Origin of the sequence: Erwinia persicina, from assembly GCF_014838825.1 — a bacterium.
Lineage (GTDB): Bacteria > Pseudomonadota > Gammaproteobacteria > Enterobacterales > Enterobacteriaceae > Erwinia > Erwinia persicina_A.
This window is the reverse complement of sequence record NZ_JACYMO010000004.1, coordinates 113,474-127,314: the sequence shown is the minus strand read 5'-3', so window position 1 is coordinate 127,314 and position 13,841 is coordinate 113,474. Positions and strand designations below refer to the sequence as shown.

General features: G+C 55.0%; 14 protein-coding genes. 9 read left to right on the top strand and 5 right to left on the bottom strand.

Translation table 11 applies throughout. From position 1 onward, the window contains the following. Nucleotides 1-25 precede the first annotated feature (25 nt). The 6 genes from murC (at nt 26) to lpxC (ending at nt 6,783) form a co-directional block, all read left to right on the top strand. Nucleotides 26-1,501, top strand: a complete 1,476-nt coding sequence (murC, locus tag IFU29_RS12100; RefSeq protein ID WP_191934147.1) for a UDP-N-acetylmuramate--L-alanine ligase — start codon at nt 26-28, stop codon at nt 1,499-1,501. After that, nucleotides 1,494-2,414 (top strand): D-alanine--D-alanine ligase, encoded by a 921-nt coding sequence (locus tag IFU29_RS12095; RefSeq protein ID WP_191934146.1) that lies wholly within the window; start codon nt 1,494-1,496, stop codon nt 2,412-2,414. Before murC ends, IFU29_RS12095 begins: the two co-directional genes overlap by 8 nt. Before the next feature lies 1 nt (nt 2,415). Further along, nucleotides 2,416-3,255, top strand: a complete 840-nt coding sequence (ftsQ, locus tag IFU29_RS12090; protein WP_191934145.1) for a cell division protein FtsQ — start codon at nt 2,416-2,418, stop codon at nt 3,253-3,255. Then, a complete protein-coding gene (gene ftsA, locus IFU29_RS12085; RefSeq protein ID WP_048914885.1) occupies nt 3,252-4,508 on the top strand; it encodes a cell division protein FtsA in 1,257 nt (418 codons plus the stop codon). Before ftsQ ends, ftsA begins: the two co-directional genes overlap by 4 nt. 99 nt (nt 4,509-4,607) lie before the next feature. Continuing rightward, on the top strand, nt 4,608-5,762 hold the full coding sequence (gene ftsZ, locus IFU29_RS12080) for a cell division protein FtsZ (protein ID WP_062747285.1): 1,155 nt from the start codon (nt 4,608-4,610) through the stop codon (nt 5,760-5,762). A 103-nt stretch (nt 5,763-5,865) separates the two neighbouring features. Further along, nucleotides 5,866-6,783: a UDP-3-O-acyl-N-acetylglucosamine deacetylase gene (lpxC, locus tag IFU29_RS12075; protein ID WP_062747283.1), complete on the top strand. Its 918-nt coding sequence runs from the start codon at nt 5,866-5,868 to the stop codon at nt 6,781-6,783. Nucleotides 6,784-6,791: 8 nt separating this feature from the next. On the opposite strand, the gene IFU29_RS12070 is transcribed toward lpxC, so the two are convergent. After that, complete coding sequence (locus tag IFU29_RS12070) at nt 6,792-7,307, bottom strand: DUF721 domain-containing protein (RefSeq protein ID WP_191934144.1); 516 nt, start codon at nt 7,305-7,307, stop codon at nt 6,792-6,794. A 21-nt stretch (nt 7,308-7,328) separates the two neighbouring features. Here IFU29_RS12070 and secM point away from each other — a divergent pair, with 21 nt between their 5' ends. Both secM and secA read left to right on the top strand, forming a co-directional pair. Beyond that, nucleotides 7,329-7,835: a secA translation cis-regulator SecM gene (gene secM / locus IFU29_RS12065; protein ID WP_191934143.1), complete on the top strand. Its 507-nt coding sequence runs from the start codon at nt 7,329-7,331 to the stop codon at nt 7,833-7,835. 72 nt (nt 7,836-7,907) lie between these two features. After that, entirely contained in the window at nt 7,908-10,613 is a 2,706-nt protein-coding gene (gene secA / locus IFU29_RS12060; RefSeq protein WP_191934142.1) for a preprotein translocase subunit SecA, read from the top strand. Nucleotides 10,614-10,661: 48 nt separating this feature from the next. Here secA and IFU29_RS12055 read toward each other — a convergent pair whose 3' ends face one another. Next, nucleotides 10,662-11,444, bottom strand: coding sequence for a prepilin peptidase (locus IFU29_RS12055; protein ID WP_191934141.1), 783 nt, complete (start codon nt 11,442-11,444; stop codon nt 10,662-10,664). Between the two features lie 204 nt (nt 11,445-11,648). On the opposite strand from IFU29_RS12055, the gene mutT reads away from it, so the two are divergent. Then, complete coding sequence (gene mutT / locus IFU29_RS12050) at nt 11,649-12,038, top strand: 8-oxo-dGTP diphosphatase MutT (RefSeq protein ID WP_191934374.1); 390 nt, start codon at nt 11,649-11,651, stop codon at nt 12,036-12,038. A 12-nt stretch (nt 12,039-12,050) separates the two neighbouring features. Here the strand turns inward: mutT and yacG are convergent, their stop codons facing one another. Genes yacG through coaE form a run of 3 tightly spaced genes read right to left on the bottom strand, consistent with a single transcriptional unit; the run spans nt 12,051 to nt 13,624 of the window. Beyond that, nucleotides 12,051-12,254 (bottom strand): DNA gyrase inhibitor YacG, encoded by a 204-nt coding sequence (gene yacG, locus IFU29_RS12045; protein ID WP_191934140.1) that lies wholly within the window; start codon nt 12,252-12,254, stop codon nt 12,051-12,053. 10 nt (nt 12,255-12,264) lie between these two features. After that, nucleotides 12,265-13,008, bottom strand: a complete 744-nt coding sequence (gene zapD / locus IFU29_RS12040) for a cell division protein ZapD (RefSeq protein WP_191934139.1) — start codon at nt 13,006-13,008, stop codon at nt 12,265-12,267. A 4-nt stretch (nt 13,009-13,012) separates the two neighbouring features. After that, nucleotides 13,013-13,624, bottom strand: a complete 612-nt coding sequence (gene coaE / locus IFU29_RS12035) for a dephospho-CoA kinase (protein WP_191934373.1) — start codon at nt 13,622-13,624, stop codon at nt 13,013-13,015. Nucleotides 13,625-13,841: the final 217 nt, after the last annotated feature.

Here is a 13,841-nt window from a genome sequence, read left to right as displayed (position 1 = left end):
TGAACCACAGCAACACAGGTAAGAGATGAATACACAGCAACTGGCAAAACTGCGTTCTATCGTGCCCGAGATGCGTCGCGTCCGGCACATTCACTTTGTTGGCATCGGTGGTGCCGGCATGGGCGGTATTGCCGAAGTGTTAGCGAATGAAGGGTATGAAATTAGCGGTTCAGACCTGGCACCGAACGCGGTGACGCAGCATCTGAGCGCACTGGGAGCGACCATTTACTTTCACCATCGCCCGGAAAACGTCAGTGATGCCAGTGTGGTGGTGGTTTCCACCGCTGTATCCCAGGATAACCCGGAAGTGGTTGCCGCGCGTGAAGCGCGCATTCCGGTGATCCGTCGCGCTGAGATGCTGGCTGAACTGATGCGCTTCCGCCATGGTATCGCCGTTGCCGGCACGCACGGTAAAACGACCACCACGGCGATGGTGTCGAGCATTTATGCTGAAGGCGGGTTGGATCCGACGTTTGTGAATGGCGGGCTGGTCAAGGCAGCGGGGACCCATGCGCGTCTCGGCAGCAGCCGCTACCTGATTGCAGAAGCGGATGAGAGCGATGCGTCGTTCCTGCATCTGCAACCTATGGTCGCCATCGTGACGAATATCGAAGCCGATCATATGGATACCTACCAGGGCGACTTTGAAAATCTGAAGCAGACGTTTATTAACTTCCTGCACAATTTGCCGTTTTACGGTCGCGCTGTGCTCTGTGTGGATGATGCGGTGATCCGCGATCTTATTCCGCGCGTAGGTCGTCAGATCACCACGTACGGGTTCAGTGAAGATGCCGACGTGCGTGTAGAGAACTACGAGCAGCGTGGCGCACAGGGCCACTTTACCCTGGTGCGTCATGATAAACCGCTAATGCACGTCACGCTCAATGCACCAGGCCGCCATAATGCGCTAAATGCAGCGGCTGCGGTGGCGGTAGCGACCGAAGAGAATATTGATGATCAAGATATTCTCAGTGCGCTGTTGAGTTTCCAGGGGACCGGGCGACGTTTCGACTTCCTGGGGGAGTACCCGCTGGCCGAGGTAAACGGTCAGCATGGTACAGCGATGCTGGTGGATGATTATGGCCATCATCCGACAGAAGTTGACGTCACCATTAAAGCCGCACGGGCAGGCTGGCCGGAAAAAAATCTGGTGATGATTTTCCAGCCGCATCGTTACACCCGCACCCGCGATCTGTACGACGATTTCGCTAACGTGCTGTCACAGGTCGATGTGTTGCTGATGCTGGATGTATATGCCGCCGGTGAGTCACCGATCCCGGGCGCAGACAGCCGCTCATTGTGCCGGACCATTCGTGGCCGGGGTAAGGTTGACCCTATCCTGGTCTCTGACCACGATGCGGTTCTGGAAATGCTGTTGCCAAAACTGTCTGGCAACGACCTGATTCTGGTGCAGGGGGCGGGTAACGTTGGCCGTATAGCCCGCACCCTGGCGGACCAAAAGTTACAACTGCAGACGAATAAAGAGGAACATCATGGCTGAGAAAGTAGCGGTATTGCTGGGTGGAACCTCCGCAGAACGTGACGTATCACTGTTGTCGGGTGCTGCGGTACTGAAAGGCCTGCAGGAAGCGGGTATTGATGCACATCCGGTTGATATCCGTGATTTCCCGGTGATGCGTCTGAAAGAAGAGGGCTTTGCGAAAGCCTTTATCGCCCTTCACGGCCGTGGCGGTGAAGATGGCACGTTGCAGGGGGTACTGGACTATCTGGCGATCCCTTACACCGGCAGCGGCGTGATGGCTTCGGCGATCACTATGGACAAACTGCGCAGCAAATACCTGTGGCAGGGCTGTGGCTTACCGGTGTCGCCCTTTGTGGCGCTGACGCGTCAGCAGATGGATGACGGCCTGACGCCTGACGTGCTGGCCAGTATTGATGCGCTCGGGCTGCCGCTGTTCGTTAAGCCGAGTCGTGAAGGATCCAGCGTGGGTATCTCGCGGGTCAATGAGGCGTATCAGTTCCCGGCGGCCCTGGACGAGGCATTTCGTCATGACGACGAAGTGCTGGTGGAAGCGTTTCTCAGCGGGCCAGAGTACACCGTTGGCGTGATTGGGGACGACATTCTGCCGTCTATTCGCATTCAGACCGCCAGTGAGTTCTATGACTATGAAGCAAAGTATATTTCTGACGATACCCAGTACTTCTGTCCGTCAGGACTGAGCGCCGGACAGGAAGCCGAATTAAGCGAACTGGTGATCGCCGCATGGCGTGCGCTGGGCTGCAGCGGCTGGGGTCGCGTAGATGTGATGATGGGCGGGGACGGGCGTTTCTATCTGCTGGAGGTCAATACGTCTCCGGGGATGACCAGCCACAGCCTGGTGCCGATGGCGGCCAAACAGGCAGGGATGAACTTCTCACAGCTGGTGGCACGCATTCTGGAACTGGCCGACTGATATGTCTCAGGCTGCTTTGAATGTCCGCAACCGTGAAGCGCAGGAAAAAGCGCGTACCGGTCGAAGTAACGGCTCGCGCCTGGCAGGCATTGTTTTCCTGCTGATGGTGATCGGCGTGATGCTGGCCGGGGGGTTAGTGGTGCTGAAGTGGATGAACGATGCTTCCAGGCTGCCGTTGTCGAAGCTGGTAGTGACGGGGCAGACGCATTACACCACCAACGATGACATCCGTCAGGCGATTTTATCGCTCGGCGAACCCGGTACCTTTATGTCGCAGGACGTCGACATTATTCAGCAGCAGATTGAGCGCCTGCCGTGGATCCAGCAGGTAAGTGTACGCAAGCAGTGGCCAGACGAATTAAAGATCCATCTGGTGGAGTATGTCCCGGTTGCACGCTGGAATGATGTGCACATGGTTGATGCTGAGGGGAAATCGTTTAGCGTCCCGGCCAGCCATCTCGGCAAAGAAGTGATGCCGATGCTGTATGGCCCGGAGGGCAGCGAGTCCGAAGTGTTAACCGGCTTTCACCAGATGAGTAACGTACTGGCGGCCAGCAAATTGAAACTGAAAGCGGCGTCCATGACCGCACGGCGTTCGTGGCAGTTGGTGTTAGATAATGACATCCGGCTTGAACTGGGGCGTAACGAAGATATGAAGCGGCTGCAGCGTTTCATCGAATTATACCCCACCCTGCAACAGCAGGCGCAGACGGACAATAAGGTCATCACCTACGTCGATCTGCGCTACGACTCTGGCGCAGCGGTAGGATGGGCACCGGCCCCCATAGCGGCCGCTGACAGTAATCAGCAACAGACTCAGGCACAGGCTAAACAACAATGATCAAGTCGACGGACAGAAAACTGGTAGTTGGACTCGAGATAGGCACCGCGAAGGTGGCCGCCCTGGTAGGGGAAGTTCTGCCTGATGGCATGGTTAATATTATCGGGGTGGGCAGCTGTCCGTCTCGCGGGATGGATAAAGGCGGTGTTAACGACCTGGAATCGGTAGTGAAATGCGTACAGCGCGCTATCGATCAGGCCGAACTGATGGCTGACTGTCAGATTTCCTCGGTTTACCTTGCATTATCGGGCAAACATATCAGCTGCCAGAACGAAATAGGGATGGTTCCTATTTCCGAAGAAGAAGTGACGCAGGAAGATGTGGAGAACGTGGTACATACCGCTAAATCCGTCCGTGTTCGTGATGAACACCGCATCCTCCATGTGATCCCACAAGAATATGCGATCGACTATCAGGAAGGGATCAAAAACCCGGTCGGTTTATCCGGTGTCCGTATGCAGGCCAAAGTGCATCTGATTACCTGTCACAACGATATGGCGAAAAACATCGTCAAAGCCGTTGAGCGTTGTGGGCTGAAAGTGGATCAGCTCATTTTCGCTGGGCTGGCATCCAGCTTTGCGGTACTGACTGAAGATGAACGTGAGCTGGGCGTGTGCGTGGTTGACGTCGGTGGCGGTACGATGGATATCGCCGTTTATACCGGCGGTGCGCTGCGCCATACCAAAGTGATTCCGTATGCAGGCAATGTGGTCACCAGCGATATCGCCTATGCTTTCGGCACACCGCCGACAGATGCTGAAGCGATTAAAGTGCGTCATGGCTGTGCGCTGGGCTCGATTGTCGGTAAAGACGAAAACGTGGAAGTGCCGAGCGTAGGCGGTCGTCCACCACGCAGCCTGCAACGCCAGACGCTGGCTGAAGTCATTGAGCCTCGTTATACCGAACTGCTCAATCTGGTGAACGACGAAATTCTGCAGCTGCAGGAACAGCTTCGCCAGCAGGGCGTTAAACATCACCTCGCGGCCGGTATTGTACTGACCGGCGGCGCGGCACAAATTGAAGGATTGGCGGCTTGCGCCCAGCGTGTATTCCACACGCAGGTACGTATCGGACAGCCGCTGAATATCACGGGATTAACGGATTACGCGCAGGAACCTTACTACTCCACAGCGGTAGGTTTATTGCACTACGGAAAAGAATCTCACCTTAACGGTGAGGCAGAAGTAGAAAAAAGAGCCTCAGTGGGTAATTGGTTCAAGAAAATCAACAGCTGGCTGAGAAAAGAGTTTTAATTTTTACCAAAGGGGATCATGCTATACCTAAGCAAATTTACGTTGCGGGTATCGTTATTAGTGATCTCCAGGCGAACAGGCACATAACGGAGAGAAATTATGTTTGAACCTATGGAATTAACCAATGACGCGGTGATTAAAGTCATCGGCGTCGGTGGCGGCGGCGGTAACGCCGTTGAGCACATGGTGCGTGAGCGTATCGAAGGCGTTGAGTTCTTCGCGGTAAACACCGATGCTCAGGCACTGCGCAAAACAGCAGTGGGCCAGACCATTCAGATCGGTAATGGCATTACTAAAGGCCTCGGCGCGGGTGCAAACCCGGAAGTGGGCCGAAACTCTGCTGAAGAAGATCGTGAAGCACTGCGCCAGGCACTGGAAGGTGCAGACATGGTATTTATCGCCGCAGGTATGGGGGGCGGTACCGGAACGGGTGCAGCGCCCGTGGTGGCTGAAGTCGCCAAAGAACTGGGTATTCTGACCGTTGCCGTGGTGACAAAGCCTTTCAACTTTGAAGGCAAGAAGCGCATGGCATTTGCTGAGCAGGGTATCGCCGAGCTGTCTAAGCACGTTGACTCACTGATCACCATCCCAAATGACAAGCTGCTGAAAGTGCTGGGTCGCGGTATCTCACTGCTGGACGCATTCGGCGCAGCGAACGACGTGTTGAAAGGCGCCGTGCAGGGTATCGCTGAGCTGATCACCCGTCCGGGTCTGATGAACGTCGACTTTGCTGACGTGCGCACCGTGATGTCTGAAATGGGCTACGCGATGATGGGCTCCGGTGTGGCCTGCGGTGAAGATCGTGCTGAAGAAGCGGCTGAAATGGCCATCTCCAGCCCGCTGCTGGAAGATATCGACCTGTCCGGCGCGCGCGGCGTACTGGTGAACATCACTGCCGGCTTCGACCTGCGTCTGGATGAGTTTGAAACCGTGGGTAACACTATCCGTGCGTTTGCTTCCGATAACGCGACTGTGGTTATCGGTACCTCACTGGATCCGGAAATGAATGACGAACTGCGCGTCACCGTCGTGGCAACCGGTATCGGCATGGATAAGCGTCCTGAGATCACCCTGGTGACCAGCAAGCAGACCACGCAGCCGTTGATGGACAATCGTTATCAGCAGCACGGTATGGCACCGCTGCCGCAGGAGCAAAAACCGGCGGCGAAAGTGGTGAACGATCCGGGTGCACAAACGAACAAAGAGCCTGACTATCTGGATATTCCGGCCTTCCTGCGTAAGCAGGCAGACTAAGAATAACCCGAGAAATTGGGATTCTTCGCTCTTTGTGTTAAAGTATTCGCCCGTCAGTGGAGTAAACTGATGGTCGGATGGCTAATTTTTGCGAGATAATGCGATGATCAAACAACGGACTTTAAAACGTATTGTTCAGACGACTGGCGTCGGTTTACACACCGGCAAAAAAGTCACGCTGACGTTACGCCCTGCGCCGGCTAATACCGGGGTCATCTATCGTCGCACTGACTTGAATCCACCGGTTGATTTCCCGGCTGATGCCAAATCCGTGCGTGATACCATGCTCTGTACTTGCCTGGTTAATGAGCATGACGTACGTATTTCAACAGTTGAACACCTGAATGCTGCCCTTGCGGGTCTCGGCATCGATAATATCGTGGTGGAAGTGAACGCGCCTGAAATTCCGATTATGGATGGCAGCGCCGCACCCTTTATTTATCTGCTGATGGATGCTGGTATTGAAGAGCTGAACAGCGCGAAGAAATTTGTGCGCATCAAACAGCCTGTCCGGGTTGAAGATGGCGACAAATGGGCAGAGCTTTCGCCGCATAATGGTTTTACTTTGGACTTCACCATTGATTTTAACCATCCGGCAATCGACTCAAGCTCTCAGCGCTACAGCATGGACTTTTCTGCCGAAGCCTTTGCGCGTCAGATCAGCCGCGCCCGTACGTTTGGCTTTATGCGCGACATCGAAGCGTTGCAGTCCCGTGGCCTGTGCCTGGGTGGCAGCTTTGACTGTGCTATCGTGGTAGATGACTACCGCGTGCTGAACGAAGATGGCCTGCGTTTTGAAGATGAATTCGTTCGTCACAAAATGCTGGATGCTATCGGTGACCTGTATATGTGTGGCCACAACATCATTGGTGCGTTTACCGCATTCAAATCGGGTCATGCGCTGAACAACAAGCTGTTACAGGCTGTTCTGGCGAAACAGGAAGCCTGGGAATGGGCAACGTTTGAAGACGAAGCTGCACTCCCGGTGAAATTCAAGGCACCCAATCTGGTTCTGGCGTAAGCCTGAACCTACTTATTACGACTGGTTGAGCTGGTACCCTCTCCGGCCAGTGAGGCCAGTCGTTCTAATATCTTCTTCAGTTTTTCCGGGCTCTGGCTCGCGACACTCCGTAAAATCTCTGCACTTTGCTCACTGATCTGTCTTAACGGCGGTTTCTCTGCGTCTTTTGCTCGAGTGCTGTTTTCTTGCACAGATTCCTGCCCTTTTGCAGCCAGCGAAGGATTTATCCTGATGTCGATTGACGTCAATGATGGTAATATTTGCGCACGTAAAGCTGACAGCAGGCTGGATTGTTCGTAGCGTAAGCGCATCAACCAGCTGGCGTTAGCCGTTTCGATGACCAGAATCCCCTGACGGAAGTTTGCCACACGGCACCAGGGATGCAGCTGAGCAGGAATAACCCCCTGTACTGCGCGATTCAGTTTATTCAGGGCAATAGCACGCTGCTGCACGTTTTGCAGTACGCTCTGCTCCTGAGCCATATCGAAAAAACTTTCAATTGATTGTGGGCGACTATCTCGCATAACAAGCTCCGGCGGAACACAGTGATCGGTATTCTTAATCGTTGGCGACAATTTGGCAGACGCTATTTCTGGCCGCATCTCCTGTTGGGGATGGTCGCGGCGAGTCTTGGCCTGCCTCACGCGTCAGCGCACGATCGCACTACCTTAGCAGAAACCTCGTCACGAAGCCTGGATATTGGCACCGCTGCGCGCTTCGACAGCCTTGCCCTTATTGACTCCGCCCGACGTTCATCATTTAGCGTAGATTACTGGCATCAGCACGCCATCCGCACGGTCATTCGTCACCTGTCCTTCACGCTGACTCCCTCGGCTTCACCCGCTGCCGTGGCTGAACAGCCGCTTCAGGCGCACAAGCTGGCCTTGCTGGACACGCTGAATGCGCTGCTGACCCACGAGGCGAAACCGCCGGTCATTATTCGCTATACGGCGCAACGTCAGGTTGAAGCCGCTCCCCGTCATCAAACCGGCCTTTGGCTGGCTCAGGTTCAGGGCATTCGTGCCGGACCTTTCTCGTCTCTTAATTCATAACAATAGCGTCTGTTTAAAATCAAACATTAAGCGTCCATCGTTCAAGGCGGTGGCAGAGAGAAATTATTTATTATGTTAACTAAAATATTAACCAAAGTTTTTGGTAGCAGTAATGACCGCACGCTGCGCCGTATGCGTAAGACTGTTGAAACGATCAACAAGATGGAGCCGGATTTCGAGAAGCTGTCTGACGATGAGCTGAAAGCGAAAACCGTTGAGTTCCGCGCGCGCCTTGAAAAAGGCGAAGAGCTGGAAAGCCTGATCCCGGAGGCGTTTGCCACGGTGCGTGAGGCCAGCAAACGCGTATTCGGCATGCGTCACTTCGACGTGCAGCTGCTGGGTGGTATGGTGCTGAACGATCGCTGCATCGCAGAAATGCGTACCGGTGAAGGTAAAACCCTGACGGCGACCCTGCCGGCTTACCTCAATGCGTTGAGCGGCCAGGGGGTACACGTGGTGACCGTCAATGACTACCTGGCCCAGCGTGATGCGGAAAATAACCGCGCGCTGTTTGAGTTCCTTGGTCTGAGCATTGGTATCAACCTGCCGGGCATGCCAGCACCGGCAAAGCGCGCCGCGTATGCTGCTGATATCACCTACGGCACCAATAATGAATACGGCTTTGACTACCTGCGCGACAACATGGCGTTCAGCCCGGAAGACCGCGTACAGCGTAAGCTGAATTATGCGCTGGTGGATGAGGTTGACTCCATTCTGATCGATGAGGCCCGTACGCCACTGATCATCTCCGGCCCGGCAGAAGACAGCTCTGAGCTGTATATCCAGGTCAACAAAATCATCCCGAACCTGATCCGTCAGGAAAAAGAAGATTCCGACAGCTTCCAGGGTGAAGGCCACTTCTCGGTGGATGAGAAATCTCGCCAGGTTCACCTGACCGAACGCGGCCTGGTTGCCGTTGAAGAACTGATGGTCAGCGAAGGCATTATGGCGGAAGGAGAGTCCCTCTACTCGCCGGGCAACATCATGATGATGCACCATGTGACGGCGGCGCTGCGCGCACACGTGCTGTTTACGCGTGACGTGGACTACATCGTGAAAGACGGTGAAGTGATCATCGTTGACGAACATACCGGCCGTACCATGCAGGGCCGTCGCTGGTCTGATGGCCTGCACCAGGCCGTAGAGGCGAAAGAGGGCGTGGAAATCCAGAACGAGAACCAGACGCTGGCCTCGATCACTTTCCAGAACTACTTCCGTCTGTATAACAAACTGGCCGGGATGACCGGTACGGCTGACACGGAAGCATTTGAGTTCAGCTCTATCTACAAGCTGGACACTATCGTAGTGCCGACCAACCGTCCGATGGTGCGTAAGGATCTGCCTGATCTGGTCTATATGACGGAAATGGAGAAGATCGGCGCGATCATCGAAGATATCCGTGAGCGTACCGCTAACGGCCAGCCCGTTCTGGTCGGTACCATTTCGATTGAAAAATCAGAAGTGGTATCCGAGGAGCTGACGAAGGCTGGCATCAGACACGAAGTACTGAACGCCAAATTCCACGCCCGTGAGGCGGATATCGTCTCGCAGGCGGGTCAGCCTTCCGCCGTGACTATCGCTACCAACATGGCGGGTCGTGGTACGGATATCGTGCTCGGTGGTAGCTGGCAGTCAGAGATTGCTGCGATTGAAAACCCGACCGCTGAACAGATCGACGCGATCAAAAGCGCGTGGAAGATCCGCCACGATGCCGTACTGGCTTCCGGTGGTTTGCATATCATCGGTACGGAGCGTCATGAATCACGCCGTATCGATAACCAGCTGCGCGGCCGTTCTGGGCGTCAGGGGGATAACGGTTCATCCCGCTTCTACCTGTCAATGGAAGATGCGCTGATGCGTATTTTTGCCTCGGATCGTGTCACCAATATGATGCGTAAGCTGGGTATGAAGCCGGGCGAAGCGATTGAGCATCCGTGGGTGACCAAGGCGATTGCCAACGCGCAGCGTAAAGTGGAAAGCCGTAACTTCGATATTCGTAAGCAGTTGCTGGAGTATGATGACGTGGCCAGCGATCAGCGCCGCGCGATTTATTCACAGCGTAATGAGCTGCTGGACGTATCTGACGTGTCAGAAACCATCGCCAGTATTCGCGATGACGTTTTCAAGGCGACTATCGACAGCTACATTCCACCGCAGTCACTGGAAGAAATGTGGGATGTTGAAGGGCTGCAGGAACGCCTGAGCAATGATTTCGACCTCAACCTGCCGATTAAAGAGTGGCTGGATAAAGAGCCCGATCTGCATGAAGAGACGCTGCGTGACCGCATTATGGATGAGGCGAAACAGCAGTATCAGCGTAAAGAAGAAGTGGTTGGCGTGGAAATGATGCGCAACTTCGAGAAGGGCGTCATGCTGCAGACGCTGGACTCCCTGTGGAAAGAGCACCTGGCCGCGATGGATTATCTGCGTCAGGGCATTCATCTGCGCGGTTATGCGCAGAAGGATCCTAAGCAGGAGTATAAGCGCGAGTCCTTCGCCATGTTTGCCGCCATGCTGGAATCACTGAAGTATGAAGTGATCAGCACCCTGAGCAAGGTGCAGGTGCGCATGCCGGAAGAAATTGAACAGATGGAAGAACAGCGCCGTCTGGAAGCAGAGCACCTGGCGCAGCAGCAGCAATTGAGCCACGTCGATGCAGAAACGGAAGCTGCAGCGTCTCTTTCCTCGCAAACCGGTGAGCGTAAAGTGGGCCGCAACGATCTCTGCCCGTGTGGTTCAGGTAAAAAATACAAGCAGTGCCACGGTCGCCTGGCGTAATCAGCCACCGATATCTGCATCAGGGCCGGAGATCCTCCGGCCCTTTTTTTATCGGTTTTGCCAGATAAACACCAGCCAGATGGCGATGGACAGAGCCGGACCAAAGGGAGCCGGGGCAGAGAGGGGCCGCCTGAGCCAGAGACGTGCCACTGTAAACGTCATCAATCCCCCCAATGACGCCAGCAACAGCACGGCGGGGAGAGCCTGCCAGCCCAGCCATACACCGCCCGCCGCCAGCAGCTTCGCATCACCTCTCCCCAACCCCTCTTTACCGGACAGTGATTTATAGATCCCCGCCAGCCCCCTGAAGACGCTATAACCTGTTGCGGCACCGGCCACGCCCTGTGCCAGAGTGACCGAAGGCACGATGCCAGCGAGATGACAGAGCAGGCCCAGCCACAGCAGCGAAAGCGTGAGACAGTCTGGCAGCAGAAAGTGCAGGCCGTCGATAAGCGCCAGAGTCAGCAGCCACCAGCCCAGCAGTAGCGCTGCCGCCAGCAACGGTCCGGCAGGCAGGAGAGAGGCCGTGAGCAGCGTCAGCAGCATGGTTATGGCTTCCGTGGCAGGATATCTCCACGATATGGGCTCCTGACACCAGCGACAGCATCCCTGTAATGCTATCCAGCTCACCAGCGGTATGTTGTCGCCCGGTGTTAGCGTTTTTCCACATCGGGGGCAGAACGAACCGGGGAACCACAGGCTGACGCGGCGCGGGGCATTTCTCTGTAAAATTAGCGGCACGCGGTAAACAATGACGTTAAGCAGGCTACCCACGCAGAGTCCGCACAAGCCCATTAACGTCCGGTAAATCCATTCCGATTCAGCATCCATACTCTGTCACTCCCCTTTATCTACACTATGGCGACTATAGCGCCGCAGGCAGATAGCGGAGCAGGGGAGATCGCATTTGCATCACGTTACATTTCAGCGATGCGGCGAGGCTCGATCTTTCCAGTCTTGCGCTGATAACACCTTGTCATTGACAGACAAGGCTGGAATAGTGGCGGGAAAATACGTCAGTGAAGTGAGGATATGATGAAACATCTGCAAGTGGCCGTAGGGATTATTCGCCGGGACGGTGACATTTTTTTAGCGCAGCGTTCCGCCAGTTCGTACATGGCGAACCGCTGGGAGTTCCCGGGGGGCAAGATGGAAGCAGACGAAACACCCGAGCAGGCATTGAAGCGTGAGTTGCTGGAGGAAACGGGTATCGAAGTCGTCAACGCGACCCCCTATGATACGGTGGATCACACCTATGACGATCTGCGCGTCACGCTGCATTTTTTTATCGTCGACCGCTGGAAGGGGGAACCGTACGGGCGTGAAGGGCAACCTCAGCGCTGGGTTCCCCAGCGGGAGTTGCAGGCGGAAGAGTTTCCTCCTGCCAACGTCGAAATCGTTGCCCGTCTGAAAGCCAGCGCTTAAGCGCCAGCGAGTCTACTCGCGATCGAAAGGCTGTTCGCTCCATTCATCGCTGTCGGTCTGATCGCCGCTGCTGGGGATGCGTTTCTCCTCAGCGGCCCACTCTCCAAGGTCGATCAGCTGGCAGCGCTTGCTGCAGAAGGGCCGCCAGGTGCTCAGTTCATCCCAGATGACCTGTTTGCGGCAGGTCGGACAGTTCACTACGGTGACATCATTCATAACTTTTCCCTTAACAACAGGCCAGCTCGAAATCGAAGCGGGCAGGTACCTCACCGCGCTCGCTGTCCAGCGGCAGAAAACGGATGGCATAGCGGCTCTTATGGCCGGAAATCTGTGGGTAGAGTGCATCATCCAGTCGGAGCTGCATCCGCAGCAGGTCTGCACCTTCCGCATTATCCTGGAAGAAGCCATTCAGGCTGGTGTGGTTGCGGAAGATCCCTGACTGCCGAATCAGATCGAGAATGATTGTCAGCGCATCCTGTATCGGGGCTAACGAATTTATCCATGTGGTGACCTGCTGATCACGCAGCGACTGGTCAATATGCAACCAGATGTGCAGCGTCGGCAGATCAAAACTACAGCATCCGCCCGGGATACTCAGACGCTGGCGGACCAGACCGATCATGCGCTCTTCCCGCAGAACCTGGCCCGTACGGGGGGCGGCCATTAACGCAGCGCCACACTGCTTGAGTTCGCCACGCAGCAGATTAATGCGTGACATATCAACGCCGGGAACGTCTGCCCAGCCCAGCAGTTTTTGCTGCTGGCGTTCCAGCTCTTTTAATATCTCCGTGCGCAGTTCACCTCGTTCAAAGACATCCAGCAGTTCTGCGGCATTGCGAAAAAAGGTCAGGGCACTAAGGTGATCGACGATTTTCTGACTGGCCGTCAGCTGCTTAAGTAAAAATTCAATACGCAGCCAGGTGCGCATTTTTTCATTCAGAGGGTGCTCAAAGAGAACGGTTGTGCTCATACAGTTAATCCCGATAGGCTGCCGCCGCCAGCGCCAGATAACGCTGATGGAGGGCGGCAACGTGCGCGATCACCGTTTCAGGCGATCCGCCGTTATCAATAATGTCATCTGCTACTGCCAGGCGCGCTTCGCGCGTCGCCTGCGCCGCAAGAATATTTTCCGCCTGTTCGCGACTGATATTGTCACGACGCATGGTGCGGTTCAGCTGTGTTTCCCGGTCAACATCGACGACCAGTACCCGGTCAGCAAGATGCTGTAAGTTATTTTCAACCAGCAGGGGGACGACCCACAAACACCATGCCGATCGGCTTAATGCTAACTGCTGTTGGGTTGCGGCGTGGATAAGCGGATGTAACAAATTATCAATCCAGCGCTTTTCCTGCGGTGAACTGAAGATTTTCTGACGCAGAACGGCCCGGTTTAACGCGCCATCCAGATGCAGAACCTCATCGCCGTAGCGGGCATGGATGACGTCCAGAACGGGTTGTCCCTTTTCAACGACCTGGCGAGCGATGACATCGGCATCGACAACATCCACACCCAGCCCGGCAAAGGCATTTGCAATGGTGCTTTTCCCGCTGCCGATACCACCGGTCAGCGCCACGATATAGCGCATAGGACTCAACTCTCAGTGCCTTGATGAACTGCGTTTACGCCGTATACACCGTTTTGCGATACAGGTCACAAGACAAATTCACAGATAAATTTATCAGATTGTAACGTAATTAAAGTCAATTTCGCAGTCTTGTCGGCGCGTTTTTAGCGCGTATGATAGCGTCACTGGAGCTGGCACTCAGCTTGTGACAACAAGCGTAGCTCGTCAGGTGCGTCAC

What these genes read in the sequence shown, in the direction of transcription:
- murC (WP_191934147.1), top strand. Translation starts at nt 26, where the DNA reads ATGAATACACAGCAACTGGCAAAACTGCGTTCTATCGTGCCCGAGATG.
- IFU29_RS12095 (WP_191934146.1), top strand. Translation starts at nt 1,494, where the DNA reads ATGGCTGAGAAAGTAGCGGTATTGCTGGGTGGAACCTCCGCAGAACGT.
- ftsQ (WP_191934145.1), top strand. Translation starts at nt 2,416, where the DNA reads ATGTCTCAGGCTGCTTTGAATGTCCGCAACCGTGAAGCGCAGGAAAAA.
- ftsA (WP_048914885.1), top strand. Translation starts at nt 3,252, where the DNA reads ATGATCAAGTCGACGGACAGAAAACTGGTAGTTGGACTCGAGATAGGC.
- ftsZ (WP_062747285.1), top strand. Translation starts at nt 4,608, where the DNA reads ATGTTTGAACCTATGGAATTAACCAATGACGCGGTGATTAAAGTCATC.
- lpxC (WP_062747283.1), top strand. Translation starts at nt 5,866, where the DNA reads ATGATCAAACAACGGACTTTAAAACGTATTGTTCAGACGACTGGCGTC.
- IFU29_RS12070 (WP_191934144.1), bottom strand. Translation starts at nt 7,307, where the DNA reads ATGCGAGATAGTCGCCCACAATCAATTGAAAGTTTTTTCGATATGGCT.
- secA (WP_191934142.1), top strand. Translation starts at nt 7,908, where the DNA reads ATGTTAACTAAAATATTAACCAAAGTTTTTGGTAGCAGTAATGACCGC.
- IFU29_RS12055 (WP_191934141.1), bottom strand. Translation starts at nt 11,444, where the DNA reads ATGGATGCTGAATCGGAATGGATTTACCGGACGTTAATGGGCTTGTGC.
- mutT (WP_191934374.1), top strand. Translation starts at nt 11,649, where the DNA reads ATGAAACATCTGCAAGTGGCCGTAGGGATTATTCGCCGGGACGGTGAC.
- yacG (WP_191934140.1), bottom strand. Translation starts at nt 12,254, where the DNA reads ATGAATGATGTCACCGTAGTGAACTGTCCGACCTGCCGCAAACAGGTC.
- zapD (WP_191934139.1), bottom strand. Translation starts at nt 13,008, where the DNA reads ATGAGCACAACCGTTCTCTTTGAGCACCCTCTGAATGAAAAAATGCGC.
- coaE (WP_191934373.1), bottom strand. Translation starts at nt 13,624, where the DNA reads ATGCGCTATATCGTGGCGCTGACCGGTGGTATCGGCAGCGGGAAAAGC.